Consider the following 18955-nt stretch of genomic DNA (forward strand, 5'->3'; position numbering starts at 1 on the left):
TCGCGCAGGCCGGTGACGGGCACCAGCGGCGGCGGCCGGTGGGGTTGGCGAAGACGCCGCGGCAGTCGTGCTCGGGGCAGACGGCCAGGGTGCGGCGCTCGGGGCCGGTGAGGTGATCGGCGGCCTGCCGGGCGATGCGGGCGAGAGCCGCTCCGGCCGTGGCGGGCGGCTCCCGCAGCAGCCGGTCCGCCGCGACGAGCCGTACGGGGTCGCGCTCCTCGCCGAGGAAGCGGGTGAGTTCCCCGACGGCTCCGGCCGGCGGCGGCTGCCCTTCCGCGACGGCCAGGGCGAGGGGGCGCAGGGTCTCCCGCAGGGCGTGGGCCCGCCGGAGGTCCGCGGCGCCGGGCGGCCGGGCCGGTGTCAGCTCGCTGCGGTCGAGCCACTCGGCCAGCCTCTCCGGGGTGGCCAGGCGCTCGACCGGGTCGGCGCTGAAGTGCCGGCCCCTGGTGGCGAGCAGGTTGAGCCAGCCGGCTCCGCAGTCGAAGCGGAAGGCCAGGCGGTCGTCCTCGTCGGTCATACGGGCATCGTAACGGCTCACCCGTTACAGTGATCGCGCTGATCATGTAACGGGTGAGCCGTTACGCATGGAGAGCGGAGGAGACGCCATGGGGCCCGTCATACGGACCGTTCTGGGGGACGTTCCCGCGGAGGAGCTGGGGGTCTGCGACGCGCACGACCACCTCTTCCTGCGCAGTCCCCGGCTGCCGGGCCAGGAGCTCGACGACGTGGAGGCGGCGGGCGCGGAGCTGCGCGCCTTCCGGGAGGCGGGCGGGCAGGCGGTGGTGCAGTGGACGCCCCGCGGCATGGGGCGCCGGCGGGCCGATCTCGCGGCGCTGGCATCCGCCACGGGGATGCACGTGGTCGCCGCGACGGGGCTGCACCAGGCGGTGCACTACGAGCAGGAGCGCCTGGACCGCGACCGGGACCGGCTGGCGGAGCTGTTCGTCCGGGACCTGACGCAAGGGCCGGTCCGCGCCGGGCTGATCAAGGTCGCCGGGGGCTTCCACGGCCTCGACGGGCACGCGCGGCACGTGATGACCGCCGCCGCGCGGGCGCACCGGGCGACGGGGGCGGCGATCGCCGTCCACCTCGAACTGGGCACGGGCGCCCTGGACGTGCTGGACCTGCTGTGCGGGGAGCTGGGTGTGCCGGCGGACCGGGTCGTCCTCGGCCACCTCAACCGTTCGCCCGACCTGCGCGTGCACCTCCGGGCGGCCGGAGAGGGGGCCTTCCTCGCCTTCGACGGCCCGTCGCGCGCCCACCATGCCACGGACTGGCGGCTGTTCGATGCGCTGACGGCCCTCGCCGGGGCGGGCCACGCCGGCCGGATCCTCCTGGGCGGGGACACCACGACGGCCGCCGCGCGCTCGGCGGCGGACGGCCCGGGCATGCCGTACCTGCTGCGCAGGCTTCGGCCCGCCCTGACGGCCGATCTGGGAGAGGGCTTCGCGCAGCAGGTGTTCGTCGCCAACCCGGCCCGTGCCTTTGCGGCCGAGTGGCGGACGGAGGCTTCCGCCGGAAACGCGGTCGGGTGACTGCGGGCCGTCCGTGGCCGGTCGCGCAGTTCCCCGCGCCCCTGAAGGGGCACGGGGAACCACCCGGCTACCTGTTGTCCACAACCGTGCGCAGCTTGCCGCTGGTCGGGGTGCGGTCGAGCGCCGCTCCGTCGACCGCTTCGACGGTGAAGGCGAGGAGCTTCTCGTCGACGGCGGTGTGCAGTTCGGGGTAGGCCGTCAGGAATGCCTCCCGCGCCGCGGCCACGTCCGTCGTGGGCGTGCGCTCCATGCGGACGGCGAGCGCCTCACGGGCGCCGTCGTTCGCCAGGACGATCTGCAGTTCGCCCACGAAACGCAGGCTCTCCTCCGCGATCGCCACGAAGCGGCGGTAGTTGAGGAAGTACGTCGCGATGCGCATCACGTCGCCCAGCCGCCCGAGCAGTTCGAAGCGCGGGGAGTGACTGCCGCAGGGGCAGCGCCCGGGCAGGGCGCGGCCGAGGTCGCCGATGACGTAGCGGTCGAGGTGCTGGCCGCGCCGGGCACGGGTGGTGAAGACCAGCCGCCCGGTCTCGCCCGGCTCCACCGGCTCGTCGGAGGCGACGTCGAGGATCTCCAGGGTGTGCAGGTCGGCGTGGAGGTGGTGGACGCTGCCGGTGCTCTCGGTGCACTGGTAGCCCAGCGGCCCGAGGTCGGTGCTGCCGTAGGTGATCGAGTGGACGACCTCGATGCCGTAGGTGTCGGCGAGGGTCCGCCGCTGCTCGTCGGTGAAGTGCTCGCCGCCGTAGAAGATCTTGCGGATGCCGCCGTAGGAGCGCAGCAGCTCCTCCTGCTCGTGCAGGAGCTGCCACAGGTAGGAGGGCATGCCGAAGAGGGTGTCGACCTCGTGGGCGACGATGGCCTCGGCGGTGGCCCGGTGGTCGGGGCCCGCGGCCATCGGTATCTGGACGCCGCCCAGCCGCTCCAGGATGGAGAAGAAGCTGATGAAGCTGCCGTACATGCCGCCGCAGTAGAAGAGGTTGGCGGTGCGGTCGCGGGCCGGGTCGTAGCCGGCGGCGAGCAGGCCGCGGGCGGCGGCGTGCATCTGGGTGTCGTAGTCGTCGTAGCTGAAGAGGGACAGGGCGGGGGCCCCGGTGCTGCCGCCGCTGCGGAAGTACAGCTCGGCGTCGCCGCGGGCGACGTCGCGGTTGCGCTCCTGGACGGCCGCCTTGTCCAGCAGCGGGCCGGTGGGCGCCGGGAATTCGGCGGCGCGGGCCAGGTCGTCGAGGCAGGCGGTGGTGGCGAAGCGCTCGTCGGCCTGGACGGCGACGCGGCGGCTGTAGCGCTGGAGGGCGTAGACGCCGTCGTGGGGTTCGCCGGAATAGCCGGCGGTCATCGCGCCGACGGGGGTGACGCGGGTGGCGCCCGCGGCCAGGACCGTGGCGGCCAGCTCCGCGACGTCGGTGCGGCTGCCGGCGATGCCCGCGGTCTGCAGGTAGCGGCGCATGGGGCGCAGGGCGCCGATCAGGCCCTTGCGCGGCAAGGGCTTGACCCACACGCTGCGGTGCAGCGGGGAGGCGGTCAGCGCGGGCCGGGTGTCGGCCATGACGCGCCAGGAGCCGTCGGGGGCGGCGATGACCTTGGTCAGGCCGAGGTGTTCCTCGAGGCGGGCGATGAGCTCGGTGGTGGTGAGCTCGGCCTCCTCCGCCGGGTCGAGGTCCTCCGCGGCGGCCGGGGGCATCCCGGCGAGGACGGCGGCGAAGCGCTCCGCGAAGGCGAAGACGTCGTCGGCGTCCTCGGTGTCGAGGTAGACGACCTGGGGGCTGGAGCAGGCCTGCTGCTCGAAGAGGCACACGTCGGCGGCGAGGGCGGCGAGGGTCTCCTCGTCGGCCCACGCGTCGCGCGTGAGGTAGGCGAAGGAGATCTTGTGGCCCCACTCGACGAGCCGGCAGCCGGCCGGGACGTGGGCGGCGACGCCCTCGACGGCCGCCTCGCCGCCCCAGACGGCGACGGCGTCGGCCGGGGCGCACATGAGCTTCAGCCACTCCTGGCGGCCGGAGGAGAAGCGCAGCACGATGACGCGCTCGGCGACGGCCCCCGTGGGGTCGAGGGCGGCGAGCTCGGCGAGGAGGTGCTGGGCGAGGAGGGTGTCGGCGCTGCTCGTCTTGAGGACGTTGACGTTGCCGGCGAGGAGGCCCTCGATCAGGCTGAGGGGGGCGACGGTCGCGGCGTTGCCGGGGGCGATATGGGCGACGAGGCCGACGGGGGCCCATGCCTCGTAGACGGTCTCCTTGGCGTCGGGCCGGTTCAGGCGCTGCGGCGCGGTGCCGCCCAGTTCGCGGCGGAGCTTGCGGCTGAGCGCGTCGCGGCCGAGGAAGGCGGCGAGTTCGCCGAGGAGGCCGTCGGCGTCCTCGCCCTCCGGCAGGTGGGGGGCGAGCCGGGCGCGGACGGGGTGGGCCGGGTCGCGCAGGGCGTTCGCGAGGCCGTCGCAGGCGGCCAGGACGGTCTCGGTGTCGAGCGGGGACGACAGGGCCTGCTCGACGGCCGCGGGCAGGGTCTCGAGGCGGCGTGCGGCCTCGTCGTCGCCGATGAAGGCGCCCTGCCAGTAGTGGTGGTTCATGGTCTCGGTCATGACATTCCCTTCATCAGCTCGGCGGCGGCCACCGCGCAGCTCTTGTTGCGGCTCACTCCGGCGCGGCCGTGGATGGTGAACCACGGGGTGTCCAGCTCGCAGCCGCACTCTTCGCCGGGGAGGAGGGAGGCGAGGTCGCCCATGACGACGCTCTGGGCCGGCACGGAGGTGATGTACGGGGAGACCAGGTGCAGGTAGCCCTTCTCTCCGTACGGCAGCGGTTCGAGGGTGCGGGTGGAGCGGATGAACACCCGGGACCACACCGGTGCGTGCAGGTTGTGGTGGGAGCACTCGATGTAGGGGATGCAGTGCTCGACGGAGCCGAAGGTGTCGCGGATCCGCTCGGAGGGGACGCCGAGCTGTTCGGTGACGCGGGCGTAGAGCTCGTGCTTGCCGATCTGCTGGTCCGTGTGGCCCTTCCAGCCGCCGCCCAGGATGATCAGCGAGCCTTCGGGCAGCTGCAGGGGCGGCATGCCCATGGCGCGCATGCGCTCCAGGGTGAACCAGAGGAAGGCGGGGAAGCCCAGGATCCGGACGGGGGCGTCGTCCTCGGCGAAGCGGCGCAGCGCGGCGATGCAGCCGAAGGGGTCGAACTCGTGGCCGCCGCCGGTGTTGCGCAGGGCGTACTCGACCTGGCGGGCCGGGGCGAAGTCGCACAGGTAGTTGTCGGTGAAGGACGTGCCCAGCTTGAGGTCCCGGGCCGGCTCGTAGCTGTACAGCAGGTAGTTGACGGGCTGCTCGGGGGTGATCCAGCCGTTGCGCTCGAAGATGCGGGCGACCATGCGCTGGGCGGAGCGGATGGTCCACTCGTCGAAGAACATCTGCGACTTCTGCCCGGTGGTGCCGGACGAGGTCAGGTGCAGGTGGACGTCCTCGCGGGGGATGGACAGCACTTCGTGGCGCTTGAAGAAGTTGGCGTGGACCAGGGGCGCGCCGTAGGGCGCGTCCGCGGCGGTGGCCGTGTGCAGGTCGCGGAAGAACGGGGAGCGCTCGCGGTGCCAGGCGTGGCTCTCGGCCATGGCGGCGGCGAAGAGCTCCTCCTCGGCGGGGCCGGAGGCGTAGGGGTCGCTCAGGTCGCACAGGCGCTGGACGTGTGCGAGGGCGTCCGGGTCGGGGACGGTGACCGGGGCGAGATGGGGGTTCAGGGGTGTGGTGAGTGTCATGAGGCAACCTCGCGTGAGGGCAGATACGTCGACGCCCAGGCCGATACGTAGGAATCCAGGAAGGGCTGCAGGGCCGCGTCGGCGACCAGGCCGCGGAAGTCGATCTGCTCGGTGGTCCGGGACATCACGACGTAGTCGTGGAAGCCGTCGCCCTCCCGGCGCATGGCCGGGTAGAGGGCGCTGGGGATGAAGCCCTGGGCGAGGCCGGCGGAGAGCAGGTCGTGCCGGTCCAGCGGGAGCAGCGCCTCGACGTAGCCCGCTCCGGCGCGGGTCAGGGCGCGGGTGATCGGTTCGAGGTGGGCGGCCGCGACGGCCGGGCCGGGGTGGCCGGCGACGAGGGCGCAGTAGCCGCCGGCCCGGTTGAGGCAGGCGTAGACCTCGAAGCTCCCGTCGCCGGGGACGAGCAGCACGTTGGGGGTGTGCAGGGGGTAGAACCAGTGGGCGGCGTCGGGGAAGCGCTCGCGGAAGCGGCGGCGGACGAACTCCGGCGCCTCGATCATCTCCAGGTCCGCGGCCGCGGGTCCGGCGGGTGCCGGCGCGGGTGCGGTGGCCCGGGTGTGCGCATAGCTGACGCCCAGGCTCTGCTCCGCGGTGCGCAGCAGGGGGACGAGCGGGGCGGGCACTTCGGCGACGGGGGCACGGCGTTCCAGCACGCCGGGCGAGTAACGCGCGTAGAGTGCGAGGCTCTCGCGGCTGTGGACGTCGACGGCGTTGGGCAGGACGCCCATGGGGCGGAAGCCGTTGCGGGCGACGACGCGCTGGGGTCCGGCGCTGACGGTGCGCACCGTGGCGTAGACGGAGTCGAGGCGGCCCGCGTCCAGTGTGCGCCGGCACAGGGCCTCGGTGAGCAGGCCGGCGAGCCCCGAGCCGCGCTGGTCGGGGTGGACGGCGAGCCCTTCGAGGCGGCCGAGGCGGCTGCCGGGCTCGCTGTGCACCGCGGCGGAGCCGGTGAGGGCGCCGGTGCGCGGGCAGCGGGTGACGAGCCAGAGGGTGTGCGGGTCCTCGATGAGGCGGGCCATCACGGCGGGGTCGGTGCCGAGCGCCGTGGGGTAGTGCGGGCCGTAGACGGCGTAGTAGAGCTGGCGTAGTTCGGCGATGTCGCCGGGGGCGGCCTGCTCGGCGGCTGGGGCGGGGACGGTCACCTCGCGCCTCCCGCGGTGCCGGCTGCCGCCGGGGTGCCGGGGTGCTCGGCGGGCTCCGCCGCGCGTCCGTGCGCGGCAGGGGCCGGGAGCTTCTCCGGCAGCCGGTCCGCGGGCGACTTCGCAGGCTCTTCCGGGGAGGATTCCGCGGGCTCCCCGGCGGATGTGAGGGCGGACCCGCCCGCGGGCTTCTCCGCCGGGCCGCCCGCGGGGCCCTCGCGCAGCAACGCCAGCGCGAACGCCGCCGGCACCAGACCGGCCGCCTGGATCAGGCACAGGGTCTGGGGCGAGAGGTGGTCGCCCAGCAGGCCGAACAGCAGCGAGGCCAGGGGGAAGGTCGCGCCGAGCACGGCCTGCATGACCGCGAAGAAGGCGGGCTTGTCGGCGGTGGGCACGAGGCGCTGGAAGAGGGCCACGAAGCGCACGCCGATGACGCCGACGCACCAGCCGGTCACGGCGAGGCTGCCCGCGATGACGGGCCGTTCGCCGACGACGCCGGGGACGGCGAGGGCGAGGGCCATCGCACCGAGGCAGGCGGAGCCGACGACGGTGGGCCGTCCGGGGATGCGGGCGCCGGTGAAGGAGCCGATGAGGGTGCCGGTGCCGAGGGCCGCTTCGAGCAGGGCGACCGTCGCTCCGTCGCCGTGCAGCACCGACTTGGTGTAGAGCGGCATCACGATGAACACGGCCGTGGTGAAGAGGTTGGCCGCGGTGAAGCAGATCAGGATGGCGCGCACGAACGGCAGGCCGGCGAGGACCTGGCGCAGGGTGCGCGGCCCGGCTTCCCCGCCCGCCTCGCCTGCGCCCTCGCCCGCGGCCGGGGTGCGGAAGCGGACGGTCGCGATGAGCACGGCGGCGGCCGCGTAGGCCGCGGCGCACCCGGCGGCGAGGCCGGGGATCCCTGCGCGGTCGACGATGAGGGCGCCGAGCAGGGCTCCGCCGAGGCTCGCGAGGGACTGGGTGGACAGTTCGAAGCCGGTGGCGGCCTCGATGTCCTCGTCGTCGACGAGTTCGGGGACGGAGGTGGTCAGGCAGGGGTCGAAGAAGGCCTGGCACGTGGCGAGCGCGAGGGTCGCGGCGTAGGCGGCCGCGATGGGCAGGTCGCTCGCGTACGCCCAGACGGCGAGGGCCGTGGCCGCGACGGCGGCGCCGCCGGCCGCGGTGCGCAGCACGGAGCGGTGGGCGAAGCGCCCGATCGCACGGGCGACGAAGGGGGCGAGGGCCACGGCGGGCACGGTGCTGACCGCCATGAACAGGCCCGAGGCGAGGCCGTTGCCGCCGGAGACGGCGTAGGCGACGAGCCACCAGGAGACGCCGACCTGGAACATGCGGACGGCCGCCTGGGTGAGCACCTGGCCGAGCCACACGGCGCCGAAGGCGCGGTTGCGCAGGACCAGCGGCAGCCGGCGGCCGGTGCCGGCCGTCGGGGCGGCGGTCATGCCGTGGGCCTTTCGTCGATGACGCGGACGAGCTTGCCGGAGCGCTGGTTGACGGTGAGGTCGCGGTGGCGCACCCACTCGACGGACAGCGGGTGGACGAAGCCGGTGGCGACGGCGTCGGGGTAGAAGGGGCGGGCCTCTTCGAGCTCCGCCACGACGGACTTGGCGAGCACGTCGAGCCCGGCCGGGTCCTCGTCGCCGGGGGCGGTGGCCAGGCGCAGGACGAGGCCGTCGCGGCCGTCCCAGCGGCGGACGACGAGCTGCATGCCCACGACGCGGCCCTCGGTGTCGGCCGCGGCGACGGCGCCCTGGGCGTCCTGGGAGTACAGGGAGACGGGGCCGACGCGCACGCCTTCCTCGGCGCGGCCGAGGATGCGGAAGACGCCCGCCTCGGGGTCGGTCCACTCGGCGCGGTCGCCCGCGGGGTAGCGGATGACGGGCATGAGGCGGCGGAAGAGCTGGGTGACGACCACGCGTCCGGGGCGGCCGGCCTCGCGGATGGGCTCGTCCGTGGCGTCGTCGAGGATCTCGACGACGGTGTGCGGGGCGAAGGCGCGGTGGACGCGGGCGTCGGGGCCCGGCACGGGGCGGCCGAGCAGGCCGGCGTCGACGCTGGCGTAGCCGAGCGAGCGGGGCTCGGCGTTGGGGAAGGCGCCGGCGAGGAGGCGGCGCTGGTCGGCGAAGAGCGCCTCGCCGCCGAAGAACAGCAGCTCGACGGAGGGCAGCTGCTCGCCGGCGGCGATCAGGTGCTCGGCCAGGCGGCACAGGGTGGTCGGGGTGCCGGCCACGATCTGGGCGGCGAAGTCGCGCAGCGTGGGGACGGTCGTCTCCAGCGGGGCGGCGCCGCCGATGGGCAGGCGCACGCTGCTCACGGGGGCGTGGGAGAGGGAGTCGAGGATGAAGAGGAAGCTGGCGTAGAGCTCGCCCGCGTAGAAGAGGTCCGCGACCCGGTGGCCGGGGCGCAGCCCGGCGTCGACGAGGCCGTGGCCGAAGGCGGTCACGAACTCCCGCCATTCCTCGCGGGTGTAGCAGGAGAATTTGGGTGCGCCGGTCGTGCCGCCGGTCTTGAAGACCGAGGCCTCGTCGAGCGGGGCGGTCAGGACGCGATTGCCGTGGAGGGTATTCGCGGCCCAGAAAGCGCTCTGGTCCACCACCGGCAGATCGGTGAGGCAGTCCACATCCGGCGGAAGGTCCGCGTAGAGGTCCGCATAGAACGGGGAGTTGTGACGGACATAACGTATGAGGTCCGATAGCTGATGGACGGGCATGCTGCCTTTGCCTAGCTCAGGGAATGAGGGATGGGGGTTCCGGCCGGGCGGGGCCAGTGCGCTCGCCGCCCTCCGGTTGACTGTTCAACGAGAACGCGTGCACCACGCACTCGTGAAGCGCCGGCGGTCCGCCTGACGCGCGGTCACAATGATGGAACACGGCCGAACGTACTGCAAAATCGGTTGCGCTCGGACGGGTTCGGATGGCCGGAAACAGCGGCGATTCAGCGGTGTTGCAGCTCACACCCGGACACCGTTCGCCACCGCGAACAGCACCGCCCCGAGTGCGGGCGCGAGAAACGGGCCGGCTGGAGATTGGCCGGAGCACCCCGCCTGGTGACCATGGGTAACAGCTGCCTACTGGCCAGCTCGCAGCCCCGTCCGGCGACCGCGAAGAGCGTGCGCCCCTTACCAAGTTGACAACTTCCACGGCGATGTGTGGACCAACCACGCATGGTGTGTGAACGTTGCACAAGGACAGCGGATCCCATCAGGAAGTCACCGGGAACTCGTCAACGAGCATTTCCCTGCGGAGCGTCGGCAGCTCCGCGAACGTCCGCACGCATCGTGCCCGGCCTTCTGCGAAAGCATCCCGCCCCCGGCTTCCGCCGCTCCGTCATGCATCCGCACTCGCCCGGACGAACGGAATTGAGACGCATGCGTATTAACGAATCAGTAGCCCTCGTCGGCATCGGCTGCCGCTTCCCCGGCGGTATCGACTCCCCCGAATCCTTCTGGGACTTCCTGGCCGGCGGCAAGGTATCCGTGGAATCCACGCCGGAGGACCGGTGGCGCGCCTACACAAAGATTAGCCCGGAGTTCACCGAGGCGTTGCGCAGGGCCGAACGCCCCGGCAACTTCATCGGGGACGTCGACGGTTTCGACGCCGAGTTCTTCGGTATCGCGCCGCGCGAGGTCGAGCTGATGGACCCCCAGCAGCGGCTGGTGCTGGAAGTCGCCTGGGAGGCGCTGGAGCACGCCGGCATGGCGCCCCGCTCGGTGGCCGGTTCCGACGCCGGGGTCTACATCGGCACCTGCTCGGACGACTACGGGCGCCGGCTGCTGGAGGACCTGCCGCGGATCGAGCCGTGGACCGGCATCGGCGCCCAGCTGACCGGCATCGCCAACCGGGTCTCGCATGTGCTGGACCTGCACGGGCCGAGCTTCGTACTGGACTCGGCCTGCTCCGCCTCCCTGGTGGCCGTGCACCTGGCCTGCCAGTCCCTGCTGGCGGGCGAGACCTCGCTCGCGCTGGCGGGCGGCGTGAACATCATCCTCTCCCCCGCCTACACCCTCACCCTCGAAGCGGCCGGCGCGCTCTCCCCCGACGGGCGCAGCAAGCCGTTCGACGCGGAGGGCGACGGCTACGGCCGGGCCGAGGGCTGCGGGGTGCTGGTCCTCAAGCGGCTGTCGGACGCGCAGCGCGACGGCGACCGCGTGCTGGCCGTGATCAAGGGTACGGCCGTCGCACAGGACGGCCGGACCAGCGGCATCATGGCCCCGAACCCCGACGCGCAGCGCGACCTGCTCCGGCTGGCCTGGGAGCGGGCCGCGGGCCTGGACCCGGCGACGGCCGGCTACATCGAGGCGCACGGCACCGGCACCCGGCTCGGCGACCCGGTCGAGGCCTCGGGGCTGCACGCGGTCTTCGGCGCGGGCCGCGCCGCCGACAAGCCGTGCTGGATAGGTTCGGTGAAGTCCAACATCGGGCACGCCGAGCCCGCCTCGGGCGTCGCGGGCATCATCAAGGCGACGCTGATGCTGCAGCGCGCCGAGATGGCCGCGACGGTCCTCACCAGCGAGCCCAGCCCGGACATCCCGTGGGACGAGTGGGGGCTGCGACTGGTGACCGAGCACCAGGTCTGGCCCAAGGGCGACACCCCGCGGCGCGCGGGCGTCTCGGGGTACGGCTACGGCGGCACGATCGGCCACGTCGTCCTGGAGGAGGCGCCCGAGCCGGCCGGGGAGACCGGGGAGGAGCCGCTGCCGAACGTGCCGCAGCTCTTCCCGCTGTCCTACCGCTCCCGGGCGGGCGTCGCCGAGTACGCGTGCCGGCTCGCCGACTGGCTGGAGCGGCACCCCGACACCCCGCTGTGCTCGGTCGGCCACACGCTGGCCACCCGACGCTCCCACCTCGACCACCGGGTCACGGTCGTGGCGGACGGCCGGGCGGAGCTGGTGGCCGCCCTGCGGGCCGTCGCCGCCGGGGAGGCGGAGGAGCAGGAGCAGGACAACGTGGCCGAGGGCACCGTCCGCCCGAGCTCGGGCGACGGGACGGTGTGGGTCTTCTCCGGCCACGGCTCGCACTGGTCCGGGATGGCCCGCGAACTGCTCGCGAACAACGCGGTGTTCGCGGGCGTCATCGACCGCCTGGAGCCGGTGTTCCGCACCGAACTGGGCTTCTCGCCGCGGCAGGCCGTCGTCTCCGGGGACTTCGAGGCGGTCGACCGGGCCCAGTCGATGATCTTCGCGGTGCAGGTCGCGCTCGCCGAGGTGTGGCGCTCCTACGGCCACCGGCCGGCCGCCGTCATCGGCCACTCCGTGGGCGAGATCGCCGCGGCCGTCGTCGCCGGGGCGCTGTCCCTGGAGGACGGCGCGCGGCTCAGCGGGCGCAGGTCCTCGCTGCTGCGCCGGGTCGCCGGCAAGGGCGGCATGGCCATGGCGGGCCTGCCCTTCGAGGAGGTGGCCGCCCGCCTCGAAGGGAACGCCGCGGTCTGCGCCGCGATCGCCTCCTCCCCCGCCTCGGCCGTGGTCTCGGGCGACGCGGAGGCCGTCGCCGCGCTCGTACGGGACTGGGGGGCGGACGGCGTGCCCGTCCGCAGCGTCAACTCCGACGTCGCCTTCCACAGCGCCCACATGGACCCGCTGACGGAGGACCTGCGCGAGGCCCTCGCGGACCTGCGGCCGCGCACCCCGCAGGTGCCCCTCTACAGCACGGCGCTCGACGACCCGCGGGCGCAAGCGCGCCACGACGCCGGCTACTGGGTGGCCAACCTGCGCAACCCCGTCCGCCTCGCCCAGGCCGTCACCGCCGCCGTCGAGGACGGCCACCGCCGCTTCCTGGAGGTCTCGCCCCACCCGGTCGTCTCCCACTCGATCGGCGAGACCCTGGCCCACCTGGACGTGACGGGCGCCCACGTCGCCCACACCCTGCGCCGCAACCGGCCCGAGCTGCGCACGCTGCTGCTGAACCTGGCCTCGCTGCACAGCCACGGCGCCGAGGTGGACTGGAGCGCGCAGTACCCGGCGGGCCGGATCGCGGAGCTGCCCCCGATCGCCTGGCAGCACCGCCGCTACTGGACCGACGCCGTGCTGCCCGCGGGCGCCGTCGTCGCCCACGGGCACGACGTCACCGGGCACACGCTGCTGGGCCCGCCGGTCGACGTCGCGGCCTCGACGCCGCTGCGCATCTGGAACACCTATCTGGACGACGCCGTCCGGCCGTTCCCCGGCGGGCACGCGCTGCACGGCACCTCGATCGTGCCGGCCTCCTCGATCATCCACTCGTTCCTGGAGGCGGCGCCCGGGCAGGGCGGCAGCAAGGCGCTGTTCGACGTCTCGCTGAAGTTCCCGGTCGCGCTGGCGATCCCGCGCGAGGTCCAGGTCGTGCAGGAGGGGCTGACGCTGCGGCTGAGCACCCGCCCGGCGGGCCCGTCCGGCACCTCCGGCCCCGGCAACTGGCTGACCCACACCACCTCGTCCACCATGGCCGCGGACGCCCCGCCGTTCCCGGCCGGCATGCTGTCCGTGACGCCGCCCCGGGACCTGACGGCGGCCGACCCGTCGGTGGTGATCGGGCGCCTGGACGCGATCGGCGTGGAGGGCATCGCCTGGCCGTGGACGGTCGAGGAGCTGCTGACCGGCGACGGCGTCATCCGCGCCCGGGTGCACGCGCCCGCCGTGGCCGGCGACCAGGTCACATGGGCGCCGCTGCTGGACGCGGCCCTCGGCATCGTCCCGGTCATCTACGGCGGCCCGCCCACCGTGCGGATGCCCGCCCACATCCGCGAGGTCCGCGTGGTGGGCGAGGCCCCCGAGACCGGCTGGGTGGACATCCGGCTCGTGGACCCGGCGACGGACACCGTCGACATCGTCATCAGCGACGAGCAGGGGCAGTTGCGCGCGTGGCTGCCGGGCACCCGCTTCGGGGCGCTGCACGAGAACGGGGCGGCGGCGGACGACGACGCGACGGCGTCCGGCGGGGAGCCGCTGTCCGCGGACGGCGCGGCGGCGTCCGCCGAGGACGACCCGGCGCGCTGGCGGGAGCTGCCGGCGGACGTGCTCGCCGCCCGGGTCGGCGAGGAGATCACCGGCCGCCTCGCGCGGGAGATGAAGATGCCGGCCGGTGAGCTGGACCCGGAGCGGCCGCTGACCGACCTCGGGCTCGACTCGGTGATGTCGATGCGGGTCTGCGCCCAGCTGGAGAAGCTGCTCGGGGTACGGCTGCCGGTGACGGTGCTGTGGAACTACCCGACGGCGAAGGGGCTGGCGGGCTACGTCACCTCCGTCCTCGCCCCGCAGGACGAGCCGGCGGGGACCCCCGCCGCGTAGCGGCCGGCGGAGGACGGACCGCACAGGCGGCTCGTGCCGGCCCGGCCGTGCACGAGCCGCCGTGCGGTGCGGCAGCCCTTGCGGCGGACGGCTAGACCAGCGGGGTAAGGAACCGTTCCGGCTGGCAGGCCTCGCAGGGGTGGGCGTTGCGCGTGAGGAGCTCTTCGCGGGCCTGCGGGGTGGACATGGTCCTCTCGCCCCCCTTCGGTACCCAGCATCCGGCGTGATGCAGCTCGTGCATGTTCCGGCCGGACCCGCGGTGGGTGGTGACCGGCCACACGGCGTGCTCCATGTCGGCCCGGTACGGCGGCCGGCCGTCCCCCGCGAGCCGGCCGCCGGAGTCGGGCTGGTCCTCCTCCATGTACTCGTCGTCGGTGAGGAGTTGCAGGACCACGGCACGGACCCAGTCGCGCGGGTCCATCCCCGACTCCTGCGCGGCCGCCGCGATGAGGGCGAGTTCGTCGTCGCTGAAGAGCTGCTCCATGCCGCGCGACGGTAGCAGCGCGGGGGCCACGGCGGGGGGTGGTTGCGCAGGTCGCAGTACCGGTGCGCGGAGTACCCCCGCGGTGCCCCGCAGCGGTTCCCGGCGGCCGGGAGATTAGCCCGAAGGAGTGATGCCGGGGGGTGGCCCGGCCGGCCGGTGACCCACCGTGACGGAGGGGCGGCCGCCTCCCCTAGGCTCCGGGAGGCGCCCTCCACCACGGCAGAGACAGAACCGGACGAGCTGTTTCCGGGTAGTAGGAGTCCGGCTGAAGATCCCGAAGCGTCCGGATCGCACGGCGGAACTGACGCACCAAAAGCTTCGGGCTTCCAAACGAACAGACCGGATGGTTCGGTACCGCTGTCAAATGATCTCGGTACCCGTACCGGTACGGACCGTGCTGTCCACGCTGCCCTCCGCACCCATGCTGTGACTGCGCCCTGGGGTTCGGGGCGTGCTCGTTCTACGGGAGGAAGCAGTGCCCAAAACACTCAATGGGGAGGACACCCCGTTGCACGGGGCGTCGGTGGAACCGCCGGAGGGGTCCGTGGGCATCAGAGCCCGCGTCGAGATCCCCGTGCAGCGGGCCGACGGGGCCTGGACGCCCGGCCAGATGGTGACGTTCACCGGCCTCGGCGACGGCCTCGAGCACGTGGCGGTGCAGTTCGGACCGATCGCGGACATCCCGCTGGTCCGGCTGCACTCCGAGTGCCTGACCGGCGACGTCTTCGGCTCCGCGCGGTGCGACTGCGGCCCTCAGCTGACCGAGTCGATGCAGCTGCTCGCCGCCTCCGGCGGCGTCCTGCTCTACCTGCGCCAGGAGGGCCGGGGCATCGGGCTGTACAACAAGCTCGACGCCTACCGCCTGCAGGACCAGGGCCTGGACACGTTCGCCGCCAACCGCGAGCTGAACTTCTCGGACGACCTGCGGGACTACCGCTCGGCCGCCCAGATGCTCCAGGCCCTCGGAGTGACGCGGATCAGGCTGCACACCAACAACCCCGACAAGGCCGCGCAGCTCGCCTCGTACGGGATCGAGGTCGTCGAACAGGTCCGTACCGGAATCTTCCGTAACGAGAACAACGACCACTACCTGCGCGCCAAGGCCGAGTACGGCGGCCACTCGATCGAACTCGTGGAAGGAACAGCGTGATCCAGCACCGGGGACCCATCAGCGGCATCGCGGCCTGGCAGGACGCCTACGTCGCCACCGCCGGCTACGACAACCAGGTCATCTGCTGGGACCAGCGGACCGGGACGGCCATCGCCCGCTCCTTCCACGACCACCTGGCCAACCAGTGCTCGTTCTCGCCGGACGGACGCCACCTGGTGACCTCCTCCAGCGACTACACCGCCCGCCTGTGGACGGTGCCGGACCTGCGCCTGGTCGCGGTCCTCGCCGACCAGGAGGACGACGTGGAGATGTCCGTCTTCCACCCGTCCAAGGAGCTCATAGCCACCGCCTCCCGCGACCACCGGGTACGGGTCTACGACTTCACGGGCAAGCTCGTCGCCCGCTTCACCGGCCACACCGCCGACGTCATCTCGGTGGAGTGGGCCCGCGACAGCGACGAGCTCATCTCCTCCAGCGACGACGGCACCATCAAGCGCTGGTCCCTGGAGACCGGCGGGCTGATCGCCGACCTCGACATGGACGGCATCGAGACCGACACCATCGCCATCTCCTCCGGCGGCACCATCTTCGCGGGCAACGACGAGGGGCAGATCATCGTCGTCGGCCCCACCGAGCGCACCGTCCTGCCGGCCCACGAGGCGGGCATCAAGCGCCTGGTCCTGGACGACGCCCGCAACCTGCTGGTCAGCCTCAGCTACGACCGCACCATGCAGCTGTGGGACGTCGCCTCGGGCGTCCCCGAGCGGCGCGACACCACCGCCCTGCCCGACGACGTCTGGCCCCGCTCCTGCGCCTTCGCCGGCGGCTCCCGGCTGGTCTTCGCGACCTTCGGCGCCGGCTACCGCGGCTACGACTACGAGGGCCGGGCCTGGGACGCCGCCGAGGTGCCGCCCACCCAGGGCGTCAACGCCGTGCTGCCCACCGCCTCCGGCACGCTGACCATCGGCGACGCGGGCATCGTGCACCGCGGCGACACCGGCGTCGTGCACCACGAGGGCGAGGTCGTGGCCCGCACCGGCAGCCTGTGCAACTTCCTCACCCCGCTCGGCGGCCTGGTGCTCTCCGGCGGCCAGCTCGGCAAGGTCTTCGACGCCCTGACCGGCCGTGAGCTCCACCAGCACCGCTCCCCGCTCAACTGCGGCGCGGCCTTCGAGCGCGACGGCGCCTCCTACGCGGTCGTCGGCGCCTACACCGGCGAGGGCCTGCTGCTGCGCCTGACCGGCGCCGGCGAGGCCGAGCACGTCGAGGACCTGCCGCTGCACACCAACGCCGTCAAGGGCGTCGCGGTCTCCGGCGACCTCATCTTCTCCGTGGCCGCCGACGCCTCCGCGACCTGGTACCGCATCTCCGACCTCACCAAGGTCGCCACGATCGAGGACGCGCACGACCGGATCGCCAACGGCTGCGCGGGGCTGGGCGACGGCTGGTTCGCCAGCGTCAGCCGCGACCTGAAGCTGCGCATCTGGGACCCGCAGCAGCGCGCCCAGGTGCTCGACACCCCGCACACCCACTCCATCAAGTGCGTCGCCGCCTCCGGCGACGGCCGCGTGGTCGCCTCCGGCGCCTACAACGGCCGCATCGCGCTCTACGACCGCACCGCCGGCGAGTGGACCACCGTCGTCCGCCCGACCACCGCGGGCATCTCGTCCCTGACCTGGGACGCCGAGCGCAAGGCCTTCGCCGCGTCCTCCTACGACGGCCAGGTGTACTACACGCCCGGCGTCTAGCACGGGCACCCGCACCGGTCGCGGGGGAGGCGAGGACTGCTCGCCCGCCTCCCCCGCGACCGCCCCATGTCCGGACCCGCCCCAGCACGAGCAGCAGCACAGGCACCACCCAGCACCAGAACACGACAGGACCGTGCACCGATGGGCGCAAGCCACTCCATAGCCGACCGGTATACGGTCGAACGCACCGAAGCCGCACCGCTCGACGAGGCCCTCTACGCCGTCGTCCTGCACAGCGACTTCCGCGACCACTACGCCCGCGGCCGTGACGTCTGGACCGGGGAGGAGGCCATGCGCCAGGCGCCGCGCCTGCTCCTGCACGCCCTCCACTCCCGGACCGGCACCGGCGCCGGCACCCCCGCCCATGTGCTCGACATCGGCGCCGGCCGCGGCCGTGACGCGCGGCTCCTGCTCGCCGCCGGACACCGGGTCACCGGCATCGACCTCGTCGCCTCCCCCGAGTGGGAGGCCCTCACCCGCAGCCACCCCGGCCGCGCCCGCTTCCTGGCCACCGCCGCCCTCGACCTGCCCGGCACCGCGCAGTACGACGCGGTGCTGGACAACGGGTGCTTCCACCACCAGCACCCCGGCACGTACGGCACGTACCTGCGCCGCGTCCACGAACTGCTGCGCCCCGGCGGCCTCCTCACGCTCTCCGTCTTCCACGCGGCGGACGGCAGGGGCGGCCTCTACGCCAACGAGGGCAGCCGCCTCTACCGCGAGTTCACCGAGGCCGAGCTGACCGCGCTGGCCGCCTGCCACGGGTTCGCCCTCGTGACGGCCCGCCAGGTGCCCCGCGCCGTCGGGAACCTCACCTACCTGGTGAGCACGTTCCGCCGCGCCGGAGACCGCGTGCGGCCGACCGGAAGCCTCCTCCGACCGTCCACGGGAGACCAGTCATGACCAGCAGCACGCCGCCGGTCGTCCTCGCCAACCCCAACACCCTGACCGACCGGGCCGCGATGGGCCTGCCCGACGCCTTCGTGTCGCGCGGCCCGCAGTACCTCCTGGCCGGCCACCGCGACCTGCTCGCCGCGGAGCCGGAGGCCCTCGTCGCGATCGCGCAGGACCCCGCCGAGCCGTTCGCCCGCCGCCACGCCGCCGGCACCGTCCTCGGCCTCGTCGGCGATCCGCGGATCCGCCCCGAGGACCCGCCGATGGCCGCCGTGCCGGCCGCCCGGGTCCGCCTCGGCCTGGAGCCCGGCGAGGTCGGCACGGTCACCGCCCGCTGGCGCCACGCCGGGGTCGAGGAGGAGTGGATCGCCAAGGAGTCCCCCGTCTACGAGGCGGACCTCGCGGCCTTCCGCATCGCCGTGTACCCGGTCACCAACGCCGAGTACCGCCTGTTCCTGGAGGACACCGGCCACACCGGGCTGCCGACCGCCTGGCGCTTCGGCGTCTACCCGGAGCAGCTCGCCAACCACCCCGTGTGGACCGTGGCCCCCGGGGCCGCCGACGCCTACGCGGCCTGGCTCGCGGCCCGCACCGGCCGCGCCTTCCGGCTGCCGACCGAGGCCGAGTGGGAGTACGCCGCCTCCGGCGGGGACGGCCGCGACTTCCCCTGGGGCGACGACTTCCGGCCCGGGGCCGCCAACACCGTCGAGGAGGGCCCCCTGGCGACCACGCCGATCGGCATCTTCCCCGCCGGCCGCTCCCCGTTCGGCGTGCACGACCTCGCGGGCAACGTCGAGGAGTACGTGGCCGACGACTACGCCGCCTACCCCGGCGGGGAGGAGATCGCCGACGACCTCGCCGTGACCCAGGGCGCCTACCGGATCGCCCGTGGCGGCAGCTTCACCCGCTTCGGCGACCTCGCCCGCGTCCGGCGCCGCCACGGCTGGTACAAGCGCGAGATCTACGCCATGGGCTTCCGCCTCGCGGAGACGGCGTGACGGCCCCGGGCGGCGCCACGCCCGCCGAACGGGACGCGATGCGGCGGGCGCTCGCG

The 18955-nt window shown here is 73.7% G+C and carries 13 protein-coding genes; 6 read left to right on the forward strand and 7 right to left on the reverse strand.

The window, feature by feature from the left end; all coding sequences use genetic code 11:
- On the reverse strand, nucleotides 1-517 hold a 517-nt coding region (locus tag V7793_RS17565), incomplete at its 3' end, for a CGNR zinc finger domain-containing protein (RefSeq protein ID WP_336007554.1).
- A gap of 88 nt (nucleotides 518-605) precedes the next feature.
- Between V7793_RS17565 and V7793_RS17570 the strand changes: the two genes are divergently transcribed.
- The gene (locus tag V7793_RS17570; protein ID WP_336007556.1) at nucleotides 606-1535 is read left to right on the forward strand and encodes a phosphotriesterase family protein; all 930 of its coding nucleotides are present in this window, start codon (nucleotides 606-608) and stop codon (nucleotides 1533-1535) included.
- A 67-nt stretch (nucleotides 1536-1602) separates the two neighbouring features.
- Here V7793_RS17570 and V7793_RS17575 read toward each other — a convergent pair whose 3' ends face one another.
- The 5 genes from V7793_RS17575 to V7793_RS17595 are packed head-to-tail and all read right to left on the reverse strand — an operon-like array spanning nucleotide 1603 to nucleotide 9113.
- Nucleotides 1603-4104: an aldehyde dehydrogenase family protein gene (locus tag V7793_RS17575; protein ID WP_336007557.1), complete on the reverse strand. Its 2502-nt coding sequence runs from the start codon at nucleotides 4102-4104 to the stop codon at nucleotides 1603-1605.
- Nucleotides 4101-5267, reverse strand: coding sequence for a LuxE/PaaK family acyltransferase (locus V7793_RS17580; protein ID WP_336007559.1), 1167 nt, complete (start codon nucleotides 5265-5267; stop codon nucleotides 4101-4103). The genes V7793_RS17575 and V7793_RS17580 overlap by 4 nt, the downstream gene beginning before the upstream one ends.
- On the reverse strand, nucleotides 5264-6409 hold the full coding sequence (locus V7793_RS17585; protein WP_336007560.1) for a GNAT family N-acetyltransferase: 1146 nt from the start codon (nucleotides 6407-6409) through the stop codon (nucleotides 5264-5266). The genes V7793_RS17580 and V7793_RS17585 overlap by 4 nt, the downstream gene beginning before the upstream one ends.
- Nucleotides 6406-7845, reverse strand: a complete 1440-nt coding sequence (locus V7793_RS17590; protein ID WP_336007561.1) for an MFS transporter — start codon at nucleotides 7843-7845, stop codon at nucleotides 6406-6408. The genes V7793_RS17585 and V7793_RS17590 overlap by 4 nt, the downstream gene beginning before the upstream one ends.
- A complete protein-coding gene (locus V7793_RS17595; RefSeq protein WP_336007563.1) occupies nucleotides 7842-9113 on the reverse strand; it encodes a phenylacetate--CoA ligase family protein in 1272 nt (423 codons plus the stop codon). Before V7793_RS17595 ends, V7793_RS17590 begins: the two co-directional genes overlap by 4 nt.
- 657 nt (nucleotides 9114-9770) lie before the next feature.
- On the opposite strand from V7793_RS17595, the gene V7793_RS17600 reads away from it, so the two are divergent.
- Nucleotides 9771-13664 (forward strand): type I polyketide synthase, encoded by a 3894-nt coding sequence (locus V7793_RS17600; protein WP_336007564.1) that lies wholly within the window; start codon nucleotides 9771-9773, stop codon nucleotides 13662-13664.
- A gap of 91 nt (nucleotides 13665-13755) precedes the next feature.
- On the opposite strand, the gene V7793_RS17605 is transcribed toward V7793_RS17600, so the two are convergent.
- On the reverse strand, nucleotides 13756-14148 hold the full coding sequence (locus V7793_RS17605; protein ID WP_336007565.1) for a DUF6233 domain-containing protein: 393 nt from the start codon (nucleotides 14146-14148) through the stop codon (nucleotides 13756-13758).
- Between the two features lie 610 nt (nucleotides 14149-14758).
- On the opposite strand from V7793_RS17605, the gene V7793_RS17610 reads away from it, so the two are divergent.
- The 4 genes from V7793_RS17610 (at nucleotide 14759) to V7793_RS17625 (ending at nucleotide 18899) form a co-directional block, all read left to right on the forward strand.
- The gene (locus V7793_RS17610) at nucleotides 14759-15298 is read left to right on the forward strand and encodes a GTP cyclohydrolase II (protein WP_443057934.1); all 540 of its coding nucleotides are present in this window, start codon (nucleotides 14759-14761) and stop codon (nucleotides 15296-15298) included.
- Nucleotides 15295-17007 (forward strand): WD40 repeat domain-containing protein, encoded by a 1713-nt coding sequence (locus tag V7793_RS17615; RefSeq protein ID WP_336007567.1) that lies wholly within the window; start codon nucleotides 15295-15297, stop codon nucleotides 17005-17007. The genes V7793_RS17610 and V7793_RS17615 overlap by 4 nt, the downstream gene beginning before the upstream one ends.
- A 141-nt stretch (nucleotides 17008-17148) precedes the next feature.
- The gene (locus V7793_RS17620) at nucleotides 17149-17910 is read left to right on the forward strand and encodes an SAM-dependent methyltransferase (protein ID WP_336007569.1); all 762 of its coding nucleotides are present in this window, start codon (nucleotides 17149-17151) and stop codon (nucleotides 17908-17910) included.
- Nucleotides 17907-18899 (forward strand): formylglycine-generating enzyme family protein, encoded by a 993-nt coding sequence (locus V7793_RS17625; RefSeq protein WP_336007570.1) that lies wholly within the window; start codon nucleotides 17907-17909, stop codon nucleotides 18897-18899. The genes V7793_RS17620 and V7793_RS17625 overlap by 4 nt, the downstream gene beginning before the upstream one ends.
- The last annotated feature ends 56 nt before the right edge of the window (nucleotides 18900-18955 follow it).

It is taken from the genome of Streptomyces sp. KLMMK (genome assembly GCF_036961605.1).
Classification (GTDB): Bacteria; Actinomycetota; Actinomycetes; order Streptomycetales; family Streptomycetaceae; genus Streptomyces; species Streptomyces telluris.

Coding starts and splice junctions, on each gene's coding strand:
- V7793_RS17570 (WP_336007556.1), top strand. CDS start 606: ATGGGGCCCGTCATACGGACCGTTCTGGGGGACGTTCCCGCGGAGGAG.
- V7793_RS17575 (WP_336007557.1), bottom strand. CDS start 4,104: ATGACCGAGACCATGAACCACCACTACTGGCAGGGCGCCTTCATCGGC.
- V7793_RS17580 (WP_336007559.1), bottom strand. CDS start 5,267: ATGACACTCACCACACCCCTGAACCCCCATCTCGCCCCGGTCACCGTC.
- V7793_RS17590 (WP_336007561.1), bottom strand. CDS start 7,845: ATGACCGCCGCCCCGACGGCCGGCACCGGCCGCCGGCTGCCGCTGGTC.
- V7793_RS17595 (WP_336007563.1), bottom strand. CDS start 9,113: ATGCCCGTCCATCAGCTATCGGACCTCATACGTTATGTCCGTCACAAC.
- V7793_RS17600 (WP_336007564.1), top strand. CDS start 9,771: ATGCGTATTAACGAATCAGTAGCCCTCGTCGGCATCGGCTGCCGCTTC.
- V7793_RS17605 (WP_336007565.1), bottom strand. CDS start 14,148: ATGGAGCAGCTCTTCAGCGACGACGAACTCGCCCTCATCGCGGCGGCC.
- V7793_RS17610 (WP_443057934.1), top strand. CDS start 14,759: ATGGTGACGTTCACCGGCCTCGGCGACGGCCTCGAGCACGTGGCGGTG.
- V7793_RS17620 (WP_336007569.1), top strand. CDS start 17,149: ATGGGCGCAAGCCACTCCATAGCCGACCGGTATACGGTCGAACGCACC.
- V7793_RS17625 (WP_336007570.1), top strand. CDS start 17,907: ATGACCAGCAGCACGCCGCCGGTCGTCCTCGCCAACCCCAACACCCTG.